This is a genomic window from Streptomyces sp. NPDC042102 (assembly GCF_055582305.1).
This window is the reverse complement of the sequence record NZ_JBVJDL010000001.1, coordinates 1702004-1726964: the sequence shown is the minus strand read 5'-3', so window position 1 is coordinate 1726964 and position 24961 is coordinate 1702004. Positions and strand designations below refer to the sequence as shown.

The window sequence follows — 24961 nt, the reverse complement described above, 5'->3', positions numbered from 1 at the left end:
CGGGGTGCTCGGGGCTCTTGAAGGATGGGGGCTCCCGGCGGATCCGGCGGCCGCGCGGCCGGAAGGCCCCACGGAGGGAGTGGCGATGCGGGGTTTCCGGCTCGTGCGGTGGCTGGCCGTCGCCGCGTCCCTGGCGGGTATCGCACTCCCGGTGTGCACGGCGGGCCATCCCGCCGGGCGGCGCGCGGAGGCGGCCCGGCCGGTCGTGTTCGCCGGGCCCGCGGGGCACGACGGCCGGGGTGACGCCGTGGGCCTCTCCGTACCCGTGCCCGCCCTGCCCGCCCCCCTGTCGCTGCTGGCCCCGCCCACCGTCGGGCTGCTCTCCAACGCGACCACCGCCGAGGGCGTCCTGGCGGCCACCGCCCGGGGCGCGCGGTACGTCGAGGGGAGCAACGTCCTGCTCCTGCCCTCCGGCCGGTGGCGGTACCTGCCCGACGGAGGCACGGTCTCGGCGGTGGTGCCGTCCGGCCATCCGGCGGCGCGGCGGCAGATCGAGCGCAGCCGCGCCTGGCTGGCCGCGGGCACGGTCCCGGGCAGGTCGCCGGCCCGGCGCGCGGCGGCCGGGCGGGCCCTGCTGGCCATGCGCGCCCTGCTCCGGCCCAACGGCGCGCTGGCGGCGGGGTGGACCGCCGGCTGGATGTACTCCTGGCCGCGTGACTCCGCCTTCGTCGCCGCGGCGTTCGCGCACACGGGCCACGACGCCGAGGCGTACCGGATCCTGCGGTACAGCGCCGCGACGCAGCGGGCGGACGGCACCTGGGACGCGCGTACGAAGCTCGACGGGTCCGGCCCTCCGGACGGCCGGCGGTGGCAGCTCGACGCCAGCGGCTGGGTCCCCTGGGCCACCTGGCAGTGGTACCAGCAGGCCCGCCCGGCGAGCCGGCGCGCCCGGCTGTCCGCGCTGTACCCGATGATCCGCCGGGCGGCCGACCACGTGGCGGGCTCCCTGCGGCCGGACGGGCTTCCCCCGGCGTCCCCCGACTACTGGGAGCTGATGACGGCCACGCCGAACATCGGTACGGCCGCTCCGCTGCTCGCCGGGCTCAACGCGGCCGCGGACCTCGCCCGGGAGACGGACCGGCCGGCGGACGCGGAGCGCTGGGCCGGTGCCGCGCGGCGGCTCTCCGCCGGGATCACCACGGCGTTCGCCCCGCTGGGGTACCGGCGCACCGTCGACGGGCGCGGCGGGCACGACAGCGCGGTGGCGTTCCTCGCGCCCCCGTTCAACGCCGCCCCCGCCGGGCTGCCGCAGGCGCTCGAGGCGACGTACCGGGCCCTGCTGCTGCCCAACGGGGGTCTGACGCCCGGGAACGATCCGATGGCGCCCTGGGGGCAGAACGCCTGGACGCCCAGCACGGCCTTCTTCGCGCTCGCGTGGGCGGGCACGGGCCGGCCCGCGCAGGCCGGGCGGGTCCTGGACTGGGTGCTCGCCAAGCGGAACGCGCTCGGCGAGCTGCCGGAGAAGGTGAACGCGGCGGGCACCCCGTCGTCGGTCGCTCCCCTCGCGTGGACGGGCTCGATCGTCGTCCTCGCCCTGGTGTCGCTCGACGGCCCGGGGCTGCCCACCCCGCCGCGGCGGCCGTAGCGCTCGTGGGCCATGCGCCTGGATGCTCCATTCCAAGGGGTCGGTGAGCCAGCGGAAAAGCCTTCACCACGTTCGGTGCAGGGTCGCCTTGCTTCCGGTGACCAGGCTGGCCGGCGGAACGTCATCGGCGACGATCGCGCCGGCGGCGACCACCGCGTCACGGCCGATGCTGACGCCGGGCAGGATCGTGGCACCGGCACCGATCCACACGTTCTCCGCCACGTCGATGGGCGCGCCGGTGAGGTACAGCCGCCGCTCCTCGGGATCAACCGGGTGGCCGCTGGTGATGAACGTGACCTTCGGTCCGATCATCACGCGCTCGCCGATCCGGATGCCGGCGTAGTCCAGGAACGTGCAGTTCTGGTTGATGAAGACGCGCTCGGCGAGGTCGAGGTTCAGGCCGTGGTCCGTGTAGAAGGGCGGATAGATCGTGACCTTCGGCGGCAGCGGCTTGCCGAGGATCTGCTCGAACAGTTCCGCCTTGCCCGCTTCGTCGTCGAAAGGCAGGACGTTCAGGCGGGAGGTGAGCTCGGTGGCCCGCAGGACCCTCTCGGCCATGGCCTGGAACTCGGCGCTGTGGATGCGCATGAGACGGTCGCTGGACATGCCACGATCCTTGCTGTCCACCGGTGACCGGGCAAGACCTAGGGCAGCCGCTTCGCGGCCTGGGCCTCCGTGCGGGGCGGGACCGCCGGGTGCCACGCGGGGCGGGCGCGGTCGCCGATCGGCTCGGGGCCGGGCGAGGGCGCCGCCAGGACGTGCAGGCCGGCGTCGAGACCGAGCGCCGCCGCGACCGCCGTACCGTCCGGCCCGGCCACGGCCGCCGGGGCCCCCGAGTAGAACATCCCGGACTCGTGCCAGGGCCGCGCCCCGTCCACGCCCGACACGCTGACCGTGCCCGTGCCCGCACGGCCCGCGAGCAGGGAGCCGGCGGCGCCGACGGCGCCGTAGCCGCCCTGGCCGCCCGCCTCGGTGACCGGCGTGAGCGTCGGCGCGGCGCCGTCCGTGGTGGCCAGGCTGGTGGCGACGGTGCCCGTGCCGGGCATGCGGAAGTACAGGCGGACGCCGTCGCCCTCCGGTCGCGCGGTCAGCGTGCCGGTGGTCGCCGGCAGGCCCGTCGGGAAGGGGCCGGCGAACGGGGCGTCCGGGCCGGGCCGGACCCAGGCCAGCACGGACCCGGCCGTGGCCGCGTACACGTGGGACCGCCCCGCCGCGTCGGTCGCGGTGACCGGATCGCCCTGGAGGGCGGCGCCGCCCAGGACCTGCCAGGGGCCGAACGTGCCGCCCGGCGCCGTCTGCGCACGGGCGCGCAGCGTACGCCCGGAGTCGCGCACGTACACCGTCATCCGCCCCTCGGCGTCCACGGCGACGGCGGGTCCGCTGATCGCTGACGTGCCGGATATGTCGGTGGTGTCGGGGGTGCCCAGGGAGCGCCAGGGACCGAAGGTGCCGTCGGGGGCGTCCTGGACGGTGTGGACGACGTCGCGGCCGTAGCCCTGCGCCGTCGCGCCGAGCGTGGTGCGCGTGCCGAACACCGCGATCCTGCCGTCGGGCAGCCGGACCGCCGTCGCGCCCGCGTCGATGCCGGTGCCGGTGCCCGTGCCGGGCAGGAACCGCGGGCCCTGCCAGGGGGCGTCGGGGCCCTGGCGCGTCCAGTACGCCATCTGGGCGTCCAGGACGCCGAAGGCCCACAGCCGGCCGGGGACGCCCTCGGTCATCCAGGTGGTGCCCTCGCCGCGGCTGTAGCGCAGGGCCCTGTTCCAGCCCGCGCCGGTGGGCCGGGTCGCGGTCTTGCGGTCGCCGCAGCCGGCGGGGCTGCCGCACCAGTCCTCGCGGTCCGTCCACGCGTAGGTCTTGAGGTAGCCGAGCTTCTCCTCGGCCGTGCGCTCGTCGAGGGTCGGCGGCAGGGAGGTGTTGAGGTAGTTCACGTAGTTCTGGACCGCGAAGTGGGGCCGCTCGGCGGACTTCGCGTAGCGCTCGGCCGCGGCCTGCGCGAAGCGGGCGCCGTATATGTGGTCCTGGTGGTCGTGGAAGGGGCCGCCGCCCTCCGCGCGGCCGGGCGTCGGGTCCTGCATGCGTATCGTCGTCGGCCGGTACATCGCGAGGACGCCCGCTATGGCGTCGACGGCCTGGTCCCTGGTGTACGAGAAGGCCTCCTCGACCGGCGTCCCGGAGGTCAGCAGGGAGCCGAGGGCGGGGACCTTGGCGTCCCACAGGCCGCGCAGGCTGTCCGGATTGTCCTCGGAGATGCTGCGGCCCTCGCGCATCTGCATCCACACCAGGTGGACCTCGGGCCGGGCGAGGAGAACGTCCACCTCGGCGCTGCCGCCGCCGGCGGTGGGTACGGAGGTGCGCCGCCACGCGCTGGTGCGGTCGCCGGTGGCCATCTCCGCGTAGGCGCCGCGTATGCCGTTCTGCCGGGCCTCCGCGTAGGCGGCGCGGTCGGCGGGGCCCTCGGGGTCGTTCAGGTGGGAACCGTGGGCCTCGTTGCGGCCGTCGGACTCCCCGGAGGTCAGGAAGACGGTGGCGACCTTGGCGCCGGCGGCGATGGAGCGGCTCAGGTCGGGGTTCATGAAGAAGAGGTCGTCGTCGGGGTGCGCGACGACCTGGAGGACGGAGCTCCCGGTCACGCCGGGCCGCGGCGCCGTGTCCGTGGCCACCCGCTCCGGCGGCGGCGCGCTTGCCGCTCCGGTTCCGGCTCCGGCGTGTCCGTAGGCCCAGGTCGTCACACCGACGGCGCCGACGGCGCACGCGGCTATCAGGGCCGCGAGGCGGGGGCGGCTGGGCAGGGACATCGGCAACGCCTTGGGGATCGGTGCGGGGCGGACTTCCGCCGAGAGCTCGGCCGGCGCCCCGACGGCTCCACCGCTCTCGGAGACGACCGGGCTCGATTATGCATCGCACGATTTCGACTGACGCAGGATCAAGTGGCGTATATCGGCAATCGAGTTGATTGCGAGATATGGTCCGATTTGCCCCATTTCGGAAAGGGCTGTGATGTACGTCGCCCACCCCGTGGACACGGCGGGACGGGCGGTACGGGCGCACGACACCCCGGCCGGGTGTGACCCATTCCACGGGCGGGACGGCGCGGACCGGGGCGGAACGTGTGCGCGAGTTCACAACGGGGGCCGCCCTTCTCGGCCGGTGCTCCCGGTGCCCCGCGCGCGGCGGGTGCCGCCTGGAGTCCTCTCACGTTCGAGGAGGGGGACCCCATCACATGAGAGTCGTACGCCCCGCGGCCCCGGCGAGCCGGCGCTCCAGTGGGGTGCGGTAGCAGGGGGTGACGCGGCTGTCCGCGAGGAAGGCGGACAGCCGGTCGGCCTCTTCCGCCAGCGCCGCGCGGGCGGCCTTCCCCGGGTCGGTGAGGAGGTGGTGGTTGATGTGGCCGTCCGCGTGCTGGGCCCAGCCGCCGACGATGCGGCCGTTCCACCAGAGAGTGGGGCCGATGTTGCCGTTGCGGTCGAAGAGCGCGGCGGTGTGGCCGGGGTCGAGGTACCAGTCGCGGTGCCGCCAGCCCATCGGGGTGGGGTCGAGGCCGGGCAGCAGGGCCGCGCCGCTCTCGTCGGAGGCCATCACTCCGAGGTCGCCGGGCAGGACGTAACCGGTGCCTTCGTCGAGCTCGACGCCCTGTGCGCCGGCGGCGGCGACGGCCTTGCGGGTGTCGGTGAGGGTCCAGCCGGTCCACCACTTCAGGTCGGCCACCGTCACCGGCCCGAAGGCGGCGAGGTAGTGCCGGGCGAGCGTGGCCCTGGCCTCGGCGGCGGGCACGTCCGGCAGCGGGTGCGCCGGCGTCCAGCGGAACTGCGCGGAGGTCCAGGATCCGGCCGGGCGGGCCCGCCGGATCCGGCCCTCGGCGGCGAGCACGCCGATGACCTGCGAGCCGACGCGCTGGCGGGTCTCCCACGGCTTGCCGGGGAACATGACGATCCGCTCGCCCAAGGCGGGTACGTCGGCGACGAGTTGGGCGGCGGTGGAGCCGTCGCGGGCGGCGACGGCGTCCAGGACGGCCCGTTCCACGGCGGCGTAGCGTCGGTCGTCCCAGCCGAGGGCCTCGCGCAGTCGCGCCATGGTGTCCGCGCGGTGCCGTGCGCCGCCGTCCCGGACGGTCGCGGACCGTACGGCCGGGGCCAGCCGGGCCGGCACGACGAACATCGTGCCGCGCATGCACCGTACGCGCTCCAGTGCCGGGCCGCCGGCGGGCCCGTCGTGCGGCCCGTCGACCGGACCGTCCGGTACGGGGCCCTCGCCCGCGCTCCGGTACAGGGCCCGTTCGACGGCGGCGACGGTGGGGGCGTGTGTGCGGGCGGCCACGGCCAGGAAGACGGTCGCCGGGTCGGTGGCGTGCAGCCCGACCAGGGCGTCGGCCACCTCGTGGGGCGTCGTCGCCCTGCCGGAGGCGGTGAGCAGGTGCCGTCGGGCCAGCCGGGCCCGGCGCTCGGCGGCGGTGATACGGGGAAGGGCGGCCATGGGTTCAGCGCACGACCTTGATGCCGAAGTGGCCGCCGGCCCCCTGGCCGAGGCCGAAGCCGATGGCCGAGTGCAGGTGGGCGTACATCTCCATGCCGCGGGCGCAGACCAGGGCGCCGAGGTCGAGGATGTCGGTCCAGCCGTACGCCCGCAGCAGGTCGGTGACCCGCTCCTTGGCGTCCGGGTGGTCGCCGGCGAGGAACATGGTGTGGTCGCCGCCGCCGACGGACCCCGGGTCGACGACGGTGCTCTGCTCCTGCGTGACGAACGACTTGACGACCTTGACGGCGGGCAGGGCGCGCTGGATCCGCTCTCCGAGGCTGTCGGTGTCGCACGGGTCGAGCGCGGGCATCACGCCCCACGGCGTGGGCCAGGGGTGTTCGCTCGCGTGCCCGTAGAGGTAGGGGACGGCGTAGTCGACGAGGGTCTTGCCGGTGAGCCGGCCGGCGATGGCGGACAGCGCCGCCGGGGCGTTGTGGCCGTCGATGCCGTTGATGACGAGCTCGTCGGCGGCGGCCGCGGCCTCGCCGAAGGGCAGCAGGGTGATGCCGGGGTGGGCCGCGAGCCACCGGGCGTAGGGCTCGTTGCCCATCATGTCGGGCTCGGTGCGGGCCAGGGTGGCCTCGGGGTCGCGGGTGCCGACGAACACCTCGTGACCGAGCTCCACGAGCTTGGCGGCGTGCGCGCGGCCACCGCCCCCGGTGCCGAGAACAGTGATCTTCATGGGGAAACCTCCCGGTGTGCGGCGTGCTGGGCAGGTGCCACCGTAGAAGGGATTCAGGACAGTTCCTGTCCTTTGAACGCGGCATAGTGGAGGGCGTGACGAGTGACACGACCGCGCGGATGCTGCGCCTGCTGTCCCTGCTCCAGACCCGCCGGGAGTGGGCCGGCGCCGACCTGGCCGACCGGCTCGGGGTGACCGTGCGCACGGTGCGCCGCGACGTCGACCGGCTGCGCGACCTGGGCTACCCGGTCGACAGCGCCCGCGGCCACGGCGGCGGCTACCGGCTGGCCTCCGGGACGGACCTGCCGCCGCTGCTCCTGGGCGACGACGAGGCCATCGCGATCGCCGTCGCCCTGCGCACCGCCGCGGGCGGCCTCACCGGGATCGAGGAGACCGCCCTGCGCGCGCTGGCCAAGCTCGAACAGGTCCTGCCGCGGCGGCTGCGCGGCCAGGTCACCGCGCTCCAGGGGTCCGTCGCCGGGATCACCTGGGAGGACCGCGGGCCGCGGACCGACCCCGGGCTCCTCGCCACGCTCGCGGTCGCCTGCCGCGACCACGAGGTCCTCACCTTCGACTACACCGCCCGGCAGGGCGCGAGCGCGGCCCGCCGGGTCGAGCCCTGCCACCTGGTGGCCTCGGGCAGTTTCTGGTACCTGCTCGCCCACGACATCGGCAGGGACGACTGGCGCGTCTTCCGCCTCGACCGGATGTCCGGGCCGGCGCCGACCGGCCGGCGCGTCCCGCCCCGGCCCGTACCCGGCGACGACCCCGCAGCCTTCGTCGCCCGGCGGCTCTCGGCGGCGCCCACCCGCTACCGCGCCGTCGCCACCGTCCGCGCGCCCGCCGAGCAGGTGCGCGCCCGCGCCCGGGGCCTGGGGCCGCGCGTTCGCGCCGGTACGGCGGACACCTGCCGCGTGGACGCCTCCGACGACTCGCTGGCCCGTATCGCGCAGACCCTCGCGGCCCTGGACACCGACTACACCCTCGACGCCGACCCGGAGGTCGTACGCCACCTGCGCGAAACGGCCCGGCGGACCCTGCGCGCCACGGGCTGACCCCGTCGCCGCCGGCCGCGCCGCGGCGGGTGCCCGTGCCCGCGGACCGGCACAGCCCGCGGCGGGTGTCCCTGCCCGCGGACCGGCTCAGCCCGCGGGGCGCGGGCTTCCGGTGGTCTTGCGCAGGACGCCTATCTTGTCGATGCGGTGCTCCGGGTTGCCCTGGGCGTCGCTCCAGAAGTTGCCCTCGGCGTGATCCTCGGGCGTGGCGCAGGTGGAGATCGTGATCATGGCCTGGGTGGGGGCCGCCCCGGGGGCGCCGGGCACGGCGGCGCGCTGTTCGCTCAGCGAGCGCTCCGACCGGAAGGACGTCTTGCGGGTCGCGACGATCTCGTAGGTGTACACCGTCTCGCCGACGGTCACGAGGACGGTGTCGCCCTCGTCCACGGCGGGCAGGTCGCGCAGCGGGCCGCCCGCCGACAGGCGATGCGCGGTGACCAGGTAGTTGCCCACCTGACCGGGTCCGACCCCGCCCCGGCTCCCGTACGGGCTGGCCGCCACGCCGCGGTCCTGGATGCGGGTGCCGGGTACGTCGTCGGTGGTGCCCTCGTAGGGCACCACGCGCAGCCCGGTGACACCCGCGGAGGGTATGGACAGCGTCGAGGCCACGGGCCCGGCGGCCGGGGACGGTGCCCCGGCCGCCGGGGACGCCGCGGAGGCCAGGGGCGTGGAGGCCACAGGCGCGGCGGCCGGGGCCGACACGGGCGGTGAGGCCGGCGGCGCGGCCGACGGACCGGCGGCGGCCGAGGGCGTACACCCCACCAGCAGGGCGGTCGCGACACCCGCCAGGACGACGGGTACGGCGCGGGTCGGGAACGGCAGGGGCATGGGCGGCATCCGTGTCGATCGGCTCGGCCGGGTCGCGCGGCAGGTGGCACGGCCCGGTTCACCTTCAGCGTGACATACGGAGCAAGCGGCCCATAAGGGTCCCGTTCTGTGACCGAGCCCTCAGTCCTCGGGGATGACGTTGCCGTCCTCGTCGAGCCCGAGGTGGATGCGTTCGGGGTCGTGGCTGTCGGTGTCGGACGGCCGCGGTCCCTCGGGGCCGTCCGGGCCCCAGCGCAGCAGCCGGCGGGTCCGGCCGATCTGGTAGACCGTGTCCCCCAGTTCCAGCCGGTTGACGCGCCGCCCGGTGCGCAGCCTCTCGGAGGCCTCGGCGTACGGGGCCAGCCCGGCGGCGGACGGTCCGCCGCCCGCGGCCACGCTGCGGGCGTCGGCCTCCACGTCGGTGTCGACGGGGATGAGCCCGCGCATCCGCGGCCAGGCCCACGTCAGGCAGAAGTCCAGCGACTTGCGGGCCTCGTGCGCGCTGACGTGCGGGCCGTTGACCGGCTTCCAGCCGTTCCCGGTGCGCTCGACGACCGCGAACGTGGCCGGCAGCAGCAGCACGTCGGGGTGCGTGTCCAGCGCACGCAGCGAGTCCTCGCGCACGTCCTCGGGGAACCGGTCGCCGCGGTAGGCCAGGGTGCGCAGCGCCAGCTGCTCGAGCGCCTGGGTCGGGGTGACCGGCGCGTCCGGGTCCAGCAGCAGGCCGTCGTCCACCCGCGGTATCCGGGGGCTGCGGTTCCAGTCCGGGGCCGGGGGTTCCGGGTCGGTGGGGCGGGGCGGCTCGATGCCGTGGGCGCCCAGGCCGGCGTACTCCTCCGCGCGCACGACCCGGAACCGGGTGGTGCCCACCGTCAGTTCGTCGACCCGTTCGCTCTCCAGGCGGGCGACCGCCGCCAGCAGCGCGCGCCGCTCGGCCCGGTCCCGCGCCTCGTCCTTCGCGCGGAACCAGAGCTTGCTGTTGAGACTGTCGCGGGCCATCTGCGGGCAGCCGGAGGTCACCGGGACCATCACCCGCCACCGCGCCCCGTCCCCGGCGCTCTGCGTGGCCACCCCGAACAGCGGGCCGCGGACGGCCACGTCGCCCGCGCGTGCCACGGCGTCCACGGCGTCGGCCTCCACGGCGGCTTCCACCGGCTCCACCGGCACCCGTACCACCAGCGGACGGGCGCCCGAGGGCCCCATATCTCCACGGTCCATGCCCCCATCCTGCCGAGCGCGGTGCCCGCGCGCCGCCGCTTCACGCATTCCCCACTCCCGGGCGCTCCGTAAGGCGGCGTCTCTACCCCGGTCCCCCGCCCGTGCGCGAGAATTAACGTTGCGGCACCAGACTCGGAACGCACCACCCCCGTCTCTCCACACCCTGGGATGTGACCGGCGTGAGCGGATCGTTGGGCAGGCGCGCAGTCTTCGTGGCGGGTACGGCCACCGTCCTCACCCTGGGGCGGGTCGGCTTCGCCGGCCCGGCCGTGGCGGGCGAGGGCGGAGCGGGGGCGGCCGGAGCGGGCGAGGAGACCCGGACGGTGAGCGGCACCCTGCCGCCCGGCGCGCCCGACTTCGTCGAACTGCCGGTGGACGTACCGCGCGGGGTACGGGAGATCGAGGTCTCCTACACGTACGAGAAGGCGAGCGTCCCGGCCGGCACCCCGAACAACGCCCTGGACATCGGCGTCTTCGACGAGCGCGGCACCGGCCTGGGCGGTGAGGGCTTCCGCGGCTGGTCGGGCGGTGCCCGCAGCTCGTTCTTCCTGCGCGCCGACGCGGCCACCCCCGGCTATCTGCCCGGCCCCGTGCGCGCCGGGACCTGGCACATCCTCCTCGGCCCCTACACCGTGGCCCCGCAGGGACTGCCGTACACGGTGACGATCACGCTCCGGTACGGCGCCCCGGGCCGCACGCCCCGGCCGGTGCACCCGCCGCAGCGGGCCAGGGGCCGGGGCCGGGCCTGGTACCGCGGCGACTGCCACCTGCACTCCGTGCATTCGGACGGGCGCCGCACGCCCGCCGAGATAGCGGCCCTGGCCCGCGCCGCAGGGCTGGACTTCATCAACACCTCCGAACACAACACCCACTCCTCGCACGGGGCCTGGCAGGGGCTGTGGGGCGACGACCTGCTGATCCTCACGGGCGAGGAGATCACCACCCGCAACGGTCACGTCCTCGCGATCGGCACGGACCCGGGCACCTTCGTGGACTGGCGCTACCGCGCCCGCGAGAACCGTTTCGGCCGGTTCGCCCACGCGATACGCCGGGCGGGCGGACTGGTGGTCCCGGCGCACCCGCACGCCACCTGCATCGGCTGCAACTGGAAGTTCGGCTTCGCCGACGCCGACCTGGTGGAGGTGTGGAACGGCCCGTTCACCCCCGACGACGAGGTGAGCCTGGCGGCCTGGGACGCCACCTTGGCCACCGTCCGCCCCGGCGGGCCGTGGACCCCCGCCATGGGCGGCAGCGACGCCCACCGCGACCCCGACCGGGTGGGCGGGCCGCAGACGGTCGTGCTGGCCGAGGAGCTGAGCCGCGACGCGATCCTGGCGGGCCTGCGCGCCGGCCGCGCGTACGTCGCCGAGTCGGCCGCGGTCACCGTGTCCCTCACGGCCGTCGGCAGCCGCGGCCGGCGCGCGGGCATCGGCGAACACCTCCCCGCGGAGCCCGCGGAGCCGGTCACCGTCCACTGCGAGGCCTCGGGCGCGCCCAGCTGCACCCTCTCCCTCGTCACCGACCAGGGCACCTTGCTGACCACCGCGCTCCCGGCCTCCGGCACCGGCTCGGTGGCGTGGCCCACCACCCCGCGCCGCACGACGTACGTACGCGCCGAGCTGCGCCGCGCCCCCACCGTCCCCGGACTCCCGGGCCCCCTGGCGGCGTTCACCAACCCGCTCTTCCTCGGCGGGCCCGGCCGGGGCCCGGCGTAACGGGGCGGCTCAGGCGGACCGGCTGTCCCAGCGCAGGGCGGCGTACGTGGCGGGGAGGGCGATCAGGGCCCAGACGAGGACGGTCATGGCCGCCGCCGTCCACGCGTCCCACAGGCTGAGGCAGCCGAACGCCACGACGAGCGGTATGACCGCCACGGCGATCCACTTCGCCGGGCCGAAGCGCACCCGGGCGGTGACGGGACGGCCGGCGGCCAGGCCGCGGGCCCGGCGGGCGCTGCCGTACGCGGCGAGGAAGGCGATCAGCGACAGCCAGACGCCGACCAGGGTGAGACCGACGAACATCGAGGCGTCGTCCGGCAGTTTGTGGAGTCTCTCGGTGACCCCGTCGCGGCTGACGGATACCCGGACGTCGCGCCAGGTGACGACCTCCACCTCGTCGCCCGGCTTGATGGCGTGGGCCAGGTCGCCGTTCGACTCGAGGTCGATCGAGCGGTCGGCGGGGGCCGGGACGGGAGGCTGGAGCCGTACGCGGAAGACAACCACCGCTCTGCCGCTGGTGGCCTCCCCGGCGGTGCGCACGGTGCCGCGGATCGTGCGCAGGCAGTCGTCCGCCCTCCGTGCGTCCTCCTCGGCGGGGCCGCACGCCCGGGCGTCCAGGAACGCCCGTTCGTCGGCGATGGCCCCGGCGACGGGAACGGTCACGGCGGCGCAGAGCGCGAGCAGCAGCAGTCCCAGCAGCGCGCAGGCCGCCGCGCGTATCCGCTCCCACCGTGCGCGGTCCGCTGCCTCTCGCTCCCCCGTGTCCAGAGCCATGTCCGTTCCCCCCCGGCCGTCAACGGCCGTTATGCGCCTTACGGTTGCGTTCCGTCGAGTATCGCTCACGCGGGCCGCCGCATGGACGGGAGCCCCTCTGGCCTGCGTCGTCCGGGTGGAGCACCCCGTCAGCGGCTTCCGGTGCGCAGGGCCCGGAGCCGGGCCTCGGCGCTCGCGAGCAGCATGTCGAGGGCGACCGGGTAGGCGCTGCGGTTCATGCGGGCCGCCAGCAGCCGCGCGGTGGCCGCGATGTTCGGGTACTCCTCGGCCGGCAGCCGGGCGTAGGTGGATTCCCACTGCTTCTCGTCGGAGGTCCGGGAGGTCGCCGTCAGGGCGAGGGCGCCGGCGTCCAGGGCGGCGAAGGCCAGGCTCTGGTCGATGAAGGCGTGGAAGATCAGGACCGCCTCCGCGTCGGGGAAGCCGGCGGTGCGCAGCACGCCGAGAACGGCCTCGTCGGCGGCGATCTCTCGGGGCCGGCCGGTCACGCGGCCGGCGGTCAGGACGGCGGCCTGCGGGTGGGCGAGGTAGGCGCCGTGGATGCGCAGGCCGAGGTCACGCAGGTCGGGGCGCCAGTCCCCGGTGACCGCCCAGCCGTCCAGGGCCCGGCCGATCAGTTCCTCGCCGATGGCGAGGGTGAGGCCGTCCATGCCGTCGAAGTACCGGTAGAGGGTGCTGGGGTCCGCGCCGAGGGCGGCACCGAGCCGGCGGGCGGACAGTCCGGCGCTGCCGTGTTCGCGCAGCATGCGCAGGGCGGTTTCGACGATCAGACGTTCGGACAGCACGGTGCCCTGCCGGGTGGGGCGCCGCCGCCTGCGGGCCTCTTCGGGGACGACCTGCTTCGCCATCGGGCGCCTTCCTCCACGGGGACGGACGTACGGACGTACGGACGTACGGACGTACGGATGCGGGGGTACATCGGACATACCGGACGTGCAGACATGTCGACGTACGGCCGCGACCGGACCGGCGACCGCACGAGGGACCTTATGCCAACACCATTGACCTTGTCTCGGGGGCCCGGCTTTCATCCCTTCCCATGGGGCGCGGACCTCCGTGGGCCTCACCGAGAGAGGGTTTCGTCATGCGTGTTCTGCTTGTGGGCGCCGGTGGCGTCGGTACCGCGATCACCCGGATCGCGGCGCGCCGGGACTTCTTCGACCACTTCGTGGTCGCCGACTACGACCTCGCCCGCGCCGAGGCGGCCGTGGCGGCGCTCGGCGACGGCGCCGGCGCCGGCCGGTTCAGCGCGCGCCGGATCGACGCCTCCGACGAGGCGGCGGTGGCCGCGCTCCTGACGCGGGAGCGCTGCGACGTCCTGCTGAACGCGACCGACCCGCGGTTCGTGATGCCGCTGTTCGAGGCGGCGCTCGCGGCGGACAGCCACTACCTGGACATGGCGATGTCGCTGTCCCGGCCGCACCCCGGCCGGCCGTACGCGCAGTGCGGGGTCAAGCTGGGCGACGAGCAGTTCGCGCGGGCGGAGGCATGGCGGACGTCGGGCCGGCTGGCGCTGGTCGGCATGGGCGTGGAGCCCGGTCTGTCGGACGTCTTCGCCCGGTACGCGGCCGACGAGCTGTTCGACGAGATCGATGAGATCGGGATCCGTGACGGGGCGAACCTGACGGTCGAGGGCTACGACTTCGCCCCCTCGTTCAACATCTGGACGACGATCGAGGAGTGCCTGAACCCGCCGGTGGTCTACGAACGCGATCGCGGCTGGTTCACCACGGAGCCGTTCAGTGAGCCCGAGGTGTTCGACTTCCCGGAGGGCATCGGCCCGGTGGAGTGCGTCAACGTCGAGCACGAGGAGGTGCTGCTGGTCCCGCGCTGGGTGGACGCCCGGCGGGTGACCTTCAAGTACGGGCTGGGCGAGGACTTCATCGGCAAGCTGCGGGCCCTGCACGCGCTGGGCCTGGATGCGACGGAGCCGGTCGCGGTGCGCGGCGCGGACGGCGCCGGGGTACGCGTCTCCCCGCGCGACGTGGTCGCCGCGTGCCTGCCCGACCCGGCCACGCTGGGCGAGCGGATGTCCGGCAAGACGTGCGCGGGCACCTGGGTGAAGGGCACCAAGGACGGCCTGCCGCGCGAGGTGTACCTCTACCACGTGGTGGACAACCAGTGGTCGATGCGGGAGTACGGATCGCAGGCCGTGGTGTGGCAGACCGCGGTCAACCCGGTGGTGGCGCTGGAGCTGCTGGCCGGCGGGGCGTGGGCCGGGGCCGGCGTCCTCGGCCCGGAGGCCCTCCCCGCGCGCCCGTTCCTGGACCTGCTGACGGCGTACGGCTCCCCGTGGGGCGTCCGGGACCAGGGCTGATCCCAGGGAGCCGCACCCGTACGCGACCCCCGGAAGGCCGCCGGCCCCCGCGGTTGCGGGGGCCGGAGGAGGTCAGGAGCGGGGCGGGCCCGTCAGGATCGTTTCGGGGGCGGGGGCGGGGGCGGAGGCCGGAGACGGGGACGGGGCGTCCGGTGGGGTCGGGGCCGCGGGGGCCGGCTGCGGCCGGCGGCGGTTCGCGGCCTGCTGGACCCTGCGCCCCAGGCGCTGCATCGGCATCTCGACCAAGTGGTACATCAGGTGGCTGAGGCCCAGCACCGCGCCCAGGTAGATCGCCGTCCAGGCGATCCGGCCGGGCGTCGAGGACGGCACCGGCGGTACGCCCACCAGCGGCTCGATGACGTGCAGCAGCGGGATGTGCACCAGGTAGACGGAGAAGCTGATCGCGCCGAGCCAGGTCAGCACCTTCGGGAAGCGCCGCCCCCGCGCGAGGAAGCCGAGCCCGAACAGGGCCCAGGCCCCCAGGTAGGACAGGGTCCAGGCCTGCCAGCTCGCGGTCCAGGTGTGCTCGACGACCTCGCCGCGGTTGTACAGCGGGCCGACCAGCGCCCCTGCGGCGATCACGACGCCGCAGGCCAGCAGCGCCGGGAGGCGGCCGAGTTCACCGTGCTGGGCCCGGTACACCACGGTGCCCGCGAACATGGTCGCGAAGATCATCGCGGTCTCGAACAGCGGGGCCCGGCCGTTCAGCGCGACCAGGGCCAGACCGGTTCCGCCGAGGAGCAGCGCGCCGGCCTGCGTCAGCCGCCTGTTGCCGCTGAGCGCGCCGGCGAGGCCCGCGAGCACGATCGGCGTGACGATCAGCAGGAGCGGCCGGGGCGAGCCCAGGTGCGCCGACAGCAGTTGCGTACCCGTTCCGACGGCCGTACCGAGCGCCAGGGCGGCCGCGGCGAAACCGACCGCGATCGGGGCGCTCTGCCGGTGCAGGCCCCGGGTGAAGAGGGCGGTGACGAGGAAGTAGAAGACCATCTCGTAGCAGAGCGTCCAGGTGACGTTCATGCCGTTGGTGACGCCGAGGAAGTCCTGGAGCATCAGGCCGTTGGCGGTCAGCGAGACCGGGTCGTCGCCGGTGCGCAGGAGGGCAATGGAGCCGTCGCCCTCCGGCAGCAGGAGGATCAGCACGACGAAGGCGGCGATCAGGGCCGGGTAGATCCGGAAGATCCGCCCGATCCAGAAGCCCCGGACGTCACCCCGGCGTTCCAGCGAGGCCGGGATGATGTACCCGCTGACGATGAAGAACAGCATGACGCCGAACAGGCCCATGTCGAAGTTCCGCCACACCACCCCGCCGAACGGCAGCAGCCGCAGGACGTCGAAGTGGTGCAGGGCCACGATCAGGGCGGCGACGCCACGCAGCGCGTCCAGCCAGCCGAGTCGGGCACCGGATGCGGAAGGCCGGGTGGGGCCGGACGTCCGCCGGGCGAGTGGGGGTATTGGCAGTCTCACCGCAGGGACGATAGCTCACTGCGCGGCGGGCCCGGACGTGGCGAACCTCACCGGGAATCCGCAGGTCGTTCGCGTGTACGACGTTCACTCGTCATGTCGGGCGGCTCGGCGGACGAGGCAAATGGGGGCGTTCGGCGCACCGGCCGGACCAGCCCCGGGCGTGTGGCCGGGACCGGGCCGCCCCGGCCCGCTAGCGTCGGTCAGCCCACCGGCTCCTCCCCCTGGAGTGTGCGTTGCTCCGACGTGCCACCGCCCTGGCCCTGCTCACCACCCTGGTCTCCGGCGCCGCCTGGGCCGGTAGTCCGGCCGGCCGCTCCGGCCCGGACCGGGGGACGAACATCCTCGTCGTCGGGACCGACAGCCGGGCCGGGCTGTCCAAGGCCGAGAAGGAGCGGCTGCACGTCGGTGGGAAAGGGTGCAACTGCACCGACGTGATGATGCTCGTCCACCTGTCGCGGGACGGCCGGCGCGCCAGCGTGGTGTCCATCCCCCGCGACTCCTACGTCGAGTACGCCGACGGCAGCGGCGTGAAGGGGAAGATCAACGGCGCGTACGACCGCGGCGGCGGCCCCCTGACCGTCAAGACGGTGGAGAAGGCCACCGGGCTGCACGTCCACCACTACCTCGAGACCGGCTTCACCGGCTTCGAGCGGGCCGTCGACGGACTGGGCGGGGCCACGGTGTGCACCGACACGCACTTCAAGGACGAGAACTCCGGTCTCGACCTGATCCCCGGGTTCCACCACACCGACGGCAGGGGCGCCCTGCGCTACGTCCGGGCCCGCCACGTCGGACGCCCCGGCGACCTCGGCCGGGTCAGGCGTCAGCAGCGGGCGGTGTCGGACCTGCTGACCCGTCTGACCGCCGAGGGCGCCCTGGCCGACCCCCTGGCCACGGCCACGACCGTGCGGACACTGCTGAAGTCCGTACGGACCGACGCGGGCACCGGGCTCACCGACCTGGTCCGCATCGGTCTGACGCTCGGGCGGCTGAGCCCGGAGCGGACCGAGTTCGCCACCGTCGCGATGCGCGAGTTCGACCACCGCGTCCCCGGCGTGGGTTCCACCCTGCTGTGGCACGAGGAGCGCGCGCGGGCCCTGTGGGCGGCGCTGGCCGCCGACCGGCCGGTCGCCGGTGACCCGCGGATCCAGCCGGTCGCCCGCAATCCCGTGCCCGCGAACCCGGCCGCGATCGCGGTCCGCGTGGACGACGCCGGCGTCGCCACCGCCCTGCGGGCCGGCGGGTTCGCCGTCACCGACACGTCGGCGTCGGCCCCCGCCGGCCGTCCGGCCGGCTCCCCGCTGATCCGGTACGCCCCCGGTCGGGAGGCCGACGCGGCCACCCTGGCGGCCGCGCTGCCGGGCGCCCGCCGGCAGGTGGTGGCCGGCCACGACCGGTCGCTCGATGTCACGGTCGGCACCCGGCCCGTACGGGTCGAGGAGGTCACCTACGACCGGAACATCGCCGACGGTGCTCCGGTGACGGGCCGGCGGCTCGGCTGTCTCGGCGAGCAGGGCGAGCTCGTCCGGGCGGCCCTCGCCGGTTAGTGCGGTGGCCGTACGGGCAGCGGCCGCGGGCGCGGCACCTCGCCGTCAGCCGGTACGGCGGGTGCGGGCCGGGCGGCGGGCGCTGGGCATCAGGGCCAGGGCGAGCAGGAGGAACACGGCGCCCGGCATCGTGACCATGGGCCGGTAGGACGCGTCGACGGCCAGCAGGCCGACCAGCTGGGCGCCGAGCGCGGCGGCGGCGAGCAGCTGGGCCCAGCCGAACAGCCGGGGGCGGACGATGTGCCGGCGCTGCTGGGGCATCATCCAGCCGGTGGCGAGCGTCGCGACGCCGGAGGCGGCGAGCAGCACGGCCATCAGGCCCAGGGGCAGGCCGAGGTAGAGGGAGAGGTCGTCTTTCATGGCGGCAGGTCCTCCTTGTCCGGCGGCTCCGGCGGCTCCGGCGGCTCCGGTCCCTTGCGTGGTGGCGGCGGCTCCGGGTTCGCGCCCGTGGGAGTCGATCATGTCAGGCGGCGCCACGACGCAGCGCACCGGTCCGGCGAGGAGGCCGCCGGGCCGGTGCGGTAGCAGGTGACAGGGGGAGGGGCGGTCAGCTCACGAGGTGGCGCTCCGGGGCCGTCCCCTGCGGGTGCCGCGTCAGCTTCTCGCCCTCCACGTCGACGTTGGGCAGGAGCCGGTCCAGCCACTTCGGCAGCCACCAGGCCGACGTACCGAGCAGCGCGAACAGGGCGGGCACGAGGGCCATGCGGACGACGAAGGCGTCGAAGAGGACGGCGACCGCGAGCCCGAAGCCGATCATCTTGACGAAGTCGTTGTCCTCCATGATGAAGCCGGAGAAGACGCTGGTCATGATGATCGCGGCGGCGCCCACGACCCGGCCGCCGTAGCGGAATCCGGTCGCCACCGCCTCCCCGGGGCGGGCGCCGTGGACGTACGCCTCGCGCATCCGGGACACCAGGAAGACCTCGTAGTCCATCGCGAGGCCGAAGACCACGCCGATCAGGAAGATCGGCAGGGTGCTCATCACCGGGCCCGGGTGGTCGACGCCGAGGAGGCCGGCGAGCCAGCCCCACTGGAAGACCGCCACGACGGCGCCGAGGGCCGCGGTCACCGACAGCAGGAAGCCGAGCGCCGCCTTGAGCGGGACCAGCACCGAGCGGAAGACCAGCATCAGCAGCAGGAACGCCAGGCCGACCACCAGGGCCAGGTACGGGAGCAGGGCGTCGTCCAGGGTCTGCGAGAAGTCGATGAACATGGCGGTCTGGCCCGCGACCAGGATCTCGGTGGCGCCCGTCCGGGACTCCAGCCCGGCCGCCAGGCCGCGCAGCGAGCGCACCAGGTCCTCGGTCCGGGAATCGGTCGGACCGGTCGCGGGGACGACGTTGACGAGGGCGGTGTCGCCCGCCGGGTTGGCGGTGGCGGGGGCGACGGCGTCGACCCCGTCGGCCTTCTCCAGCGCCGCGCGGACCTGCTCGGCCGCCGCCTTGGCGTCCTTCGCCTCGACGGTGACCGTCAGGGGTCCGTTGAATCCGGGGCCGAACGACTGCGACAGCATGTCGTACGCCTTGCGCTGGGTGGTCTCCGGGGCCATGGTGCCCTCGCCCGGCAGGCCCAGTTCGAGGCTTGCGGCGGGCACGGCGACGGCGCCCAGGCCCAGGACGCCGAGCAGCAGGACTGCGACCGGGCGGCGCAGCACCAGGGAGGCCCACCGGGCGCCGAGGTTGGGCCGGCCGGCGGCGGCCCGGTCCGCCCTGCGCTGCTGCCGCTTCGACAGCGGCTTGCCGGTGTAGCGCTTGCGCTCCGCGCGGGCGAGCACCTTGACCGGGGCGAAGGCGAGGAGCGCGGGGACGAAGGTGAGGGCGACGAGGACGGCGACGGCGACCGTTCCGGCCGCGGTCAGGCCCATCTTGGTGAGCATCGGTACGTTCACCACCGCGAGCCCGGCCAGGGCGATGATCACGGTGAGGCCGGCGAAGACGACGGCCGAGCCGGCGGTGCCGACGGCGTGGGCCGCGGCGTCGGCGGGCGCGCGCCCCTCGGCGATCTCGGAGCGGTAGCGGGAGACGATGAAGAGGGCGTAGTCGATGCCGACGGCGAGGCCGATCATCATCGCGAGCGTGGAGGTGGTGGAGGACAGTCCGAGGGTGCTGCCGAGCGCGGTGATGCCGCTGATGCCTATGCCGACGCCGATCACCGCTGTCAGCAGCGGCATTCCGGCGGCCACCAGCGAGCCGAACGTGAGGAGCAGGACGACGGCGGAGACCAGGAGGCCGAGCTGTTCGCCCGTGCCGCCCATGGCCTGCTCGATCTTGACGGCGTCGCCGCCCGCCTCGACGACCAGGCCGGTGCCCCGGGCCCGTTCCATCGCCCCGGTCAGTCCGTCGTGCGCCGCGTCGGTGAGTTCGGTGGCCGTCGCCGTGTACGTCACGTAGGCGTACGTGGTCGTACGGTCGGCGCTCACGGCACCCGCCTGGAACGGGTCGGCCACGGCGGCGACCTCGGGCGCCTTGGCCAGGTCCGCGACGAGCTGCTCGACCTGGGCCTTGCGGGCGGGCGAGGTGATCTGCTCGGCGCCGGGGGCGCGGATGACGACGCGGGCGGTGGCGCCGTCCGCGCGGACGTCGGGGAACTTCTCCTGGAGGAGGTCGAACGCCTTCTGCGACTCCGTGCCCGGCATGGAGAAGGTGTCGGCGGGCGGCGGCGGGGCGGTGGAGGCGGCGAAGCCGGCGCCGACGAGGGCGAGGAGCCAGAGGAGGACGACCAGGCCCCGCCGTCGGAAGGCGAAGCGGCCGAGTGTGGAAAGGAGCGTAGCCACGGTGGTGAGGTCCTGTCGGTGAGTGGAGGACGGATCGTGCGTGAGGACGGATCCCGTGGTGAGGCGGGAGGAGAGAGGGGGCGCGGGCGCCGTACGGTCGCCGGCGCCCCTGAGGAGGGGGGCGCGAGCGCCGTACGGACACCGGCGCCCCCGAAGAAGGGGGCGCGCTACGGAGCGGCGGGGCCCGGCTCCGTGACGGTGATGGCGCCGGCCGGGCAGACGCCCGCGGCGAGCCGGACCGCCGTCGCGCGGTCCCGGTGCGGCCGGGCGTCCACCAGGACGACCAGCCCCTCGTCCTGGTCCTGGTCGAAGACCTCGGGGACGGTCAGGACGCACATGCCGGCGCCGAGGCAGCGGTCGCGGTCGACGCGCACGTCCACGCCGGTCACGCCTCGTCCCAGACCACCGGCAGCCGGTGCACGCCGTAGACGTTCATGTCGGTCCGCAGGGGCACCTCCTGCGCCGGTACGTCCAGGCGCAGCGTGGGGAAGCGGCGCAGCAGGGCGGGCAGGGCCACGGTCATCTCCACGCGGGCCAGTTGCTGGCCCAGGCACTGGTGGATGCCGTGCCCGAAGCCGAGGTGGCCGGTGGCCTTGCGGTGCAGGTCCAGGACGTCCGGGTCGGGGAACCGCTCCGGGTCGCGGTTGGCGGCCTCGAGGGAGAGGGTGACGGTGTCGCCCGCCCTGATCAGCCGGCCGTCCAGTTCGACGTCCTCCAGCGCGGACCGCACGCCGGTGGGGGCGACGGTCAGGTAGCGCATCAGCTCCTCGACGGCCTGCGGGGCGAGGTCCGGGTCGGTACGCAGCGCCTCGGCCTGGGCCGGGTTGCTGAGCAGCGCGAACGTGCCGTGGGCGAGCATGTTGGCGGTGGTGTCGAGGCCGGCGGCGAGCAGGAAGGCGCCGACGCCGACCAGTTCCTCGTCCGTGAGGTCGTTGCCGGCGGCCAGGTCGCCGAGCAGGTCGTCGGAGGGTTCGGCCCGCTTGGCGGCGACCAGCTCCGCCATGTACTCCTGGAGCCCGGTCATGGCGGCGTACTGGTCCTCGGGGCTCGCGTCCGTGGTCATCACGGTGTCCGCGTAGCCCTGGAAGCGCTCACGGTCGGCGTAGGGCACGCCGAGCAGCTCGCAGATCATCAGGGCGGGAAGGGGCCGGGCGAAGGCCTCGACCAGGTCGGCGCGCTGCCCCCGGCGCGCCATGGCGTCCAGGTGCTCCCGGGTGATCTCCTCGACCCGGTCGGTGAGCAGGCGCATGCGGCGGACGGTGAACTTGCCCATGAGCAGCCGCCGTAAGCGGGTGTGCTCGGGGGCGTCCATTCCGGTCATGTCACCCACGGGGGCGGGGGGCAGCGGACCCTCGGGGCCGCCGGGAAAGGGGTAGTGGATCAGCTCGTAGCGCGAGCTGAAGCGGGGGTCGCCCATGATCGAGCGGACCGTGGCGTAACCCGTGGCCAGCCAGCCGACGTGTCCGTCGGGGTAGGCCATGGGGATCAGTGATGCGCGTTCGCGCAAGGAAGCCAGGCCGGCCGGGGGGTCGAAGGGGCAGCCGGCGGCGCGCTGCCTGGGGAGCGTGACGGGTTCGGCATCGCCCGTGGTCGCACCTGCGGCGGTGGGTTCTTGCTGCATGGGTCCTCCTGGGAACCGGATGGGGTGTGGACGTGGACGTGGATGTGGACATGGCTGGCTGTGCCATGTCACATGGCATGCAGTGGTGTGATGCTGCGCGTCGCGCGGTCCTGCGGGTGTGACGGGTCGCGCCTCGACGAGGGTGTCGCGGCGCCCGCTCGCGCCGATCCCCACGGTGGCGATGCGGCGTCCGCGGAGGTGCGCTACCCCGGTGACGGGCCGGCCGTCAGCGGACCCAGCCCTGATGGCTCCGGCCCATGCGCGCGGTGCGGCCGGACTGCCGGGCCTGCGGTGCGCCCGCTTCCAGGGCGAAGGCCACCGCCCGTACGAGCCAGGCGTTGACGGACAACCCCTCCCCGGCCGCCGCTTCCTCCACCCGGGCCTTGAGCGGAGCGGGGAGCCGCAGGTTGACGCGGGCCGTCGCTCCTTCGTCGCCGTCCGCAACGCCTGACGCCGCGGACGCCACCGATGGCACCATGGGTGGCACCATGCCGGAGAGGCCCGCCCCGTCGCCGGGCATCTCCGGGGCGGACGGCACCATCACCACGAACTCGGGATCCAGCCCCCGCAGCCGCACGTCCACCGAGCCCGGCGCCAGATCGCGGGTGATCTCGTCCGAGGCCGCGGACAGCGCGTTCAGGAGCGTCAGCCGGGCGGCCGACTCCAGAGGCGCCGTCAGCCGCTCGGCCAGGGCACGCGCTTCCTCGCCACCGGCGTTCGCGGCGACCGCGAGCTCATGGCGGAGGCGGGCGACGTAGGGGGTCAGGTCCATGCCCTCATCATGGCGCCACAATGGCGCCACGTCAAGCCTTCATGGCGCCACATGGCACCGCTTGGCGCCATCCCGACGTCACGCAGCACCACGCAGCACCACGCGGCGCCACGCGCCCACGGGCGGGACTCCCCTACCCCTCGCCCTTCTGCGGCAGGTGACCCGTGACGTCCTCGTAGCCGGCCTGCGCCGGTGCGGGGGCGGGGGCGTAGAGGAGGTTCAGCACTCCGGTCCGGAAGGTCTCGGCGGAGACCAGCTCCAGCGGGACCGGGGCCCCGGCCTCGTCGAACAGGCGCATCCCCTTGCGGACGGCGATGGGGTGCACCAGGAGGTTGAGTCCGTCCAGGAGGCCCGCGGCGAGGAGAGCGCGGACCACGGAGACGGAGCCGCTGATCCAGATCGCCGAGCCCGGACCGTCCTTCAGCGCCGCGACCGCCCCTTCCAGGCCGCCTTCCAGCTGCTCGGAGTTGCGCCAGGTGAACGTCAGCCGCGAGCGAGAGACGACGATCTTGCGGGCGTCGCCGAGGACCTTGGCGAAGGGGGCGTCCTCGCCGCCCGCCGCCTCTCGCGCCGGCCAGGCCCCCGCGAAGCTGTCGTACGTCCTGCGGCCCAGCAGGAGGGTGTCGGCCGTACCGAGGGTGGCATCGACGGCCGCCCCCATCTCGTCGTTGAAATAGGGGAAGTGCCACTGGTCGGGAGCCTCGACGACACCGTCGACCGAGATGAACAGCTGCGCGTTGATCTTCCTCATGCCGGCTCCTGGCGATCTGGTCGGCCCGCGCCCGTGCCTCCGCCCGCGCCCGCGCCCCTGTCCTTGCCCTGACCGCCCATCCAACCGGACGTCACGGCCCGGACCGGTACGACGCTCCCGGGCGCCCGTTGCGCCCGACCCGGTAGCCTGCCGCCGGGCACGATGCGGAGCATCGCGACGGACGGGGAGTGGGGGCAGGCCATGGGGGACGATCTGCGGCGCGAGCGCTGGATCATCACGGCGGAACGGGTCTCGGAACGGCGCGGGGACGACGGCGGCCAGCTGGAGACCGTGACCGAGCTCGACGGCACCCGGCAGGAGGCCGAGGCCGCACTGGAGCAGGCCGCACGCACCATGCAGGTGGGCACCTTCCTCCAGGAACGCCGCCGGCTGGTGTACCGCCAGCTCGACGGCTCGTACCTGGTGCGCTGCACCGGTTTGATGGGCGGTCATCATTCCCGGGTGCTGCGTGCCGCGCGCCTGGTCTGGGACTCCGGCGTCCAGGGCGGCGCCGGCGCACCGGACGGCGGCTGAGCCGGTCGGGCGTCGCCTCGACGAGGCGGCAGCGCTGCTGCCCGGCTTCGACCGGGCCTCCCCCGCCGGAATGCCGGTGATCGATCCGCTCCACGGCTGAATCCACGGCGGACGCGGCCGGGGCGGCGGGCGTGGCGCCGGCATTTGTGCGGGTTGTCGGGTGACGATGGCGCAGTGCGACTTGATCACGTGTCCTATGCGGTGGCCCGCGACAGCTTCGTCTCGACCGTCCAGTGGATCGGATCGGCCCTCGGCGCCGGGTTCGTCGACGGGGGCGTGCACCCGCGATTCGGTACCCGCAATTTCATTCTCCCGCTGAGCGGCGGCACCTACGTCGAGGTGGTCACCACACTCGACCACCCCGCCGCCGACCGCGCACCCTTCGGCCAGGCGGTCGCGCGCCGCGCCGCCGAGGGCGGCGGCTGGCTCGGCTGGGTGGTCTCCGTCGACGACATCGCCCCGGTCGAGGCCCGCCTCGGCCGCACCTCGGCCGAGGGCCACCGTGTCCGCCCCGACGGGTTCGACCTGAGGTGGAAGCAGATCGGCGTGCTGGAACTGATGGAGGACCCACAACTGCCCTACTTCCTTCAGTGGTTGGTCCCCATCGAGGAGCGCCCGAGCGCCGAACCGCGCACCTCCACCACCATCCACGGGGTCTCCATCGCCGGCGACGCCGCCTCCATCGCCGAATTCCTCGGCGAACCGGCCGACCACCCCCTCGACCAGATCGACGTCACCTGGGTCGAGGATGAGGAACCGGGCCTGGTCTCGGTCGAGTTCGCCACCGCCCACGGCCCGGTCACGATCTGACCAGGGCCCGCCTGCCCCGCCGGAGCA

At 74.6% G+C, this 24961-nt stretch carries 22 protein-coding genes; 7 read left to right on the top strand and 15 right to left on the bottom strand.

The features are described from left to right. Positions 1-85: 85 nt before the first annotated feature. Positions 86-1585 carry a glycoside hydrolase family 15 protein gene (locus ACZ6KO_RS07160; protein ID WP_469301036.1) on the top strand — a complete coding sequence of 500 codons (1500 nt, stop codon included), beginning with the start codon at positions 86-88 and terminating at the stop codon, positions 1583-1585. A 63-nt stretch (positions 1586-1648) separates the two neighbouring features. Here ACZ6KO_RS07160 and ACZ6KO_RS07155 read toward each other — a convergent pair whose 3' ends face one another. The 4 genes from ACZ6KO_RS07155 to ACZ6KO_RS07140 all read right to left on the bottom strand — a co-directional run bounded on the left by ACZ6KO_RS07155 (position 1649) and on the right by ACZ6KO_RS07140 (position 6779). After that, positions 1649-2191, bottom strand: a complete 543-nt coding sequence (locus ACZ6KO_RS07155; protein WP_469301034.1) for a sugar O-acetyltransferase — start codon at positions 2189-2191, stop codon at positions 1649-1651. Positions 2192-2229: 38 nt separating this feature from the next. Beyond that, positions 2230-4380, bottom strand: coding sequence for a PIG-L family deacetylase (locus tag ACZ6KO_RS07150; RefSeq protein ID WP_469301032.1), 2151 nt, complete (start codon positions 4378-4380; stop codon positions 2230-2232). A gap of 421 nt (positions 4381-4801) precedes the next feature. Next, positions 4802-6055, bottom strand: coding sequence for a winged helix DNA-binding domain-containing protein (locus ACZ6KO_RS07145; protein WP_469301030.1), 1254 nt, complete (start codon positions 6053-6055; stop codon positions 4802-4804). Between the two features lie 4 nt (positions 6056-6059). Next, positions 6060-6779, bottom strand: coding sequence for an NADPH-dependent F420 reductase (locus ACZ6KO_RS07140; RefSeq protein ID WP_469301028.1), 720 nt, complete (start codon positions 6777-6779; stop codon positions 6060-6062). Positions 6780-6874: 95 nt separating this feature from the next. On the opposite strand from ACZ6KO_RS07140, the gene ACZ6KO_RS07135 reads away from it, so the two are divergent. Beyond that, the gene (locus ACZ6KO_RS07135) at positions 6875-7834 is read left to right on the top strand and encodes a helix-turn-helix transcriptional regulator (protein WP_469301025.1); all 960 of its coding nucleotides are present in this window, start codon (positions 6875-6877) and stop codon (positions 7832-7834) included. Positions 7835-7921: 87 nt separating this feature from the next. On the opposite strand, the gene ACZ6KO_RS07130 is transcribed toward ACZ6KO_RS07135, so the two are convergent. Beyond that, complete coding sequence (locus ACZ6KO_RS07130) at positions 7922-8662, bottom strand: sortase domain-containing protein (protein ID WP_469301022.1); 741 nt, start codon at positions 8660-8662, stop codon at positions 7922-7924. 120 nt (positions 8663-8782) lie between these two features. After that, a complete protein-coding gene (locus ACZ6KO_RS07125) occupies positions 8783-9859 on the bottom strand; it encodes a DUF5954 family protein (protein ID WP_469301020.1) in 1077 nt (358 codons plus the stop codon). A 179-nt stretch (positions 9860-10038) separates the two neighbouring features. Here ACZ6KO_RS07125 and ACZ6KO_RS07120 point away from each other — a divergent pair, with 179 nt between their 5' ends. Further along, complete coding sequence (locus tag ACZ6KO_RS07120) at positions 10039-11574, top strand: CehA/McbA family metallohydrolase (RefSeq protein ID WP_469301018.1); 1536 nt, start codon at positions 10039-10041, stop codon at positions 11572-11574. A 9-nt stretch (positions 11575-11583) separates the two neighbouring features. Here the strand turns inward: ACZ6KO_RS07120 and ACZ6KO_RS07115 are convergent, their stop codons facing one another. Together ACZ6KO_RS07115 and ACZ6KO_RS07110 are read right to left on the bottom strand one after the other, a co-directional pair. Beyond that, positions 11584-12348, bottom strand: a complete 765-nt coding sequence (locus ACZ6KO_RS07115; RefSeq protein ID WP_469301016.1) for a hypothetical protein — start codon at positions 12346-12348, stop codon at positions 11584-11586. Positions 12349-12476: 128 nt separating this feature from the next. Continuing rightward, the gene (locus ACZ6KO_RS07110; RefSeq protein ID WP_469301014.1) at positions 12477-13193 is read right to left on the bottom strand and encodes a TetR/AcrR family transcriptional regulator; all 717 of its coding nucleotides are present in this window, start codon (positions 13191-13193) and stop codon (positions 12477-12479) included. Between the two features lie 236 nt (positions 13194-13429). On the opposite strand from ACZ6KO_RS07110, the gene ACZ6KO_RS07105 reads away from it, so the two are divergent. After that, entirely contained in the window at positions 13430-14662 is a 1233-nt protein-coding gene (locus ACZ6KO_RS07105; protein WP_469301012.1) for a saccharopine dehydrogenase family protein, read from the top strand. A gap of 72 nt (positions 14663-14734) precedes the next feature. On the opposite strand, the gene ACZ6KO_RS07100 is transcribed toward ACZ6KO_RS07105, so the two are convergent. Next, positions 14735-16126, bottom strand: coding sequence for an acyltransferase family protein (locus ACZ6KO_RS07100; RefSeq protein WP_469301009.1), 1392 nt, complete (start codon positions 16124-16126; stop codon positions 14735-14737). Positions 16127-16359: 233 nt separating this feature from the next. On the opposite strand from ACZ6KO_RS07100, the gene ACZ6KO_RS07095 reads away from it, so the two are divergent. Further along, a complete protein-coding gene (locus ACZ6KO_RS07095; RefSeq protein ID WP_469301007.1) occupies positions 16360-17673 on the top strand; it encodes an LCP family protein in 1314 nt (437 codons plus the stop codon). A gap of 45 nt (positions 17674-17718) precedes the next feature. On the opposite strand, the gene ACZ6KO_RS07090 is transcribed toward ACZ6KO_RS07095, so the two are convergent. The 6 genes from ACZ6KO_RS07090 to ACZ6KO_RS07065 all read right to left on the bottom strand — a co-directional run bounded on the left by ACZ6KO_RS07090 (position 17719) and on the right by ACZ6KO_RS07065 (position 23590). After that, positions 17719-18033 (bottom strand): hypothetical protein, encoded by a 315-nt coding sequence (locus ACZ6KO_RS07090; RefSeq protein ID WP_469301005.1) that lies wholly within the window; start codon positions 18031-18033, stop codon positions 17719-17721. Positions 18034-18220: 187 nt separating this feature from the next. Continuing rightward, on the bottom strand, positions 18221-20446 hold the full coding sequence (locus ACZ6KO_RS07085) for an MMPL family transporter (protein WP_469301003.1): 2226 nt from the start codon (positions 20444-20446) through the stop codon (positions 18221-18223). A gap of 167 nt (positions 20447-20613) precedes the next feature. Next, positions 20614-20835, bottom strand: a complete 222-nt coding sequence (locus tag ACZ6KO_RS07080) for a ferredoxin (protein WP_469301001.1) — start codon at positions 20833-20835, stop codon at positions 20614-20616. Then, positions 20832-22067, bottom strand: coding sequence for a cytochrome P450 (locus ACZ6KO_RS07075; protein WP_469300998.1), 1236 nt, complete (start codon positions 22065-22067; stop codon positions 20832-20834). The genes ACZ6KO_RS07080 and ACZ6KO_RS07075 overlap by 4 nt, the downstream gene beginning before the upstream one ends. A 226-nt stretch (positions 22068-22293) precedes the next feature. Beyond that, the gene (locus ACZ6KO_RS07070) at positions 22294-22839 is read right to left on the bottom strand and encodes a hypothetical protein (protein ID WP_469300996.1); all 546 of its coding nucleotides are present in this window, start codon (positions 22837-22839) and stop codon (positions 22294-22296) included. A 133-nt stretch (positions 22840-22972) separates the two neighbouring features. Further along, positions 22973-23590 carry a dihydrofolate reductase family protein gene (locus ACZ6KO_RS07065; protein ID WP_469300994.1) on the bottom strand — a complete coding sequence of 206 codons (618 nt, stop codon included), beginning with the start codon at positions 23588-23590 and terminating at the stop codon, positions 22973-22975. Between the two features lie 162 nt (positions 23591-23752). Here ACZ6KO_RS07065 and ACZ6KO_RS07060 point away from each other — a divergent pair, with 162 nt between their 5' ends. Further along, positions 23753-24124, top strand: a complete 372-nt coding sequence (locus ACZ6KO_RS07060) for a hypothetical protein (protein WP_469300992.1) — start codon at positions 23753-23755, stop codon at positions 24122-24124. Between the two features lie 174 nt (positions 24125-24298). Continuing rightward, positions 24299-24934, top strand: coding sequence for a VOC family protein (locus ACZ6KO_RS07055; protein ID WP_469300989.1), 636 nt, complete (start codon positions 24299-24301; stop codon positions 24932-24934). Positions 24935-24961: the final 27 nt, after the last annotated feature.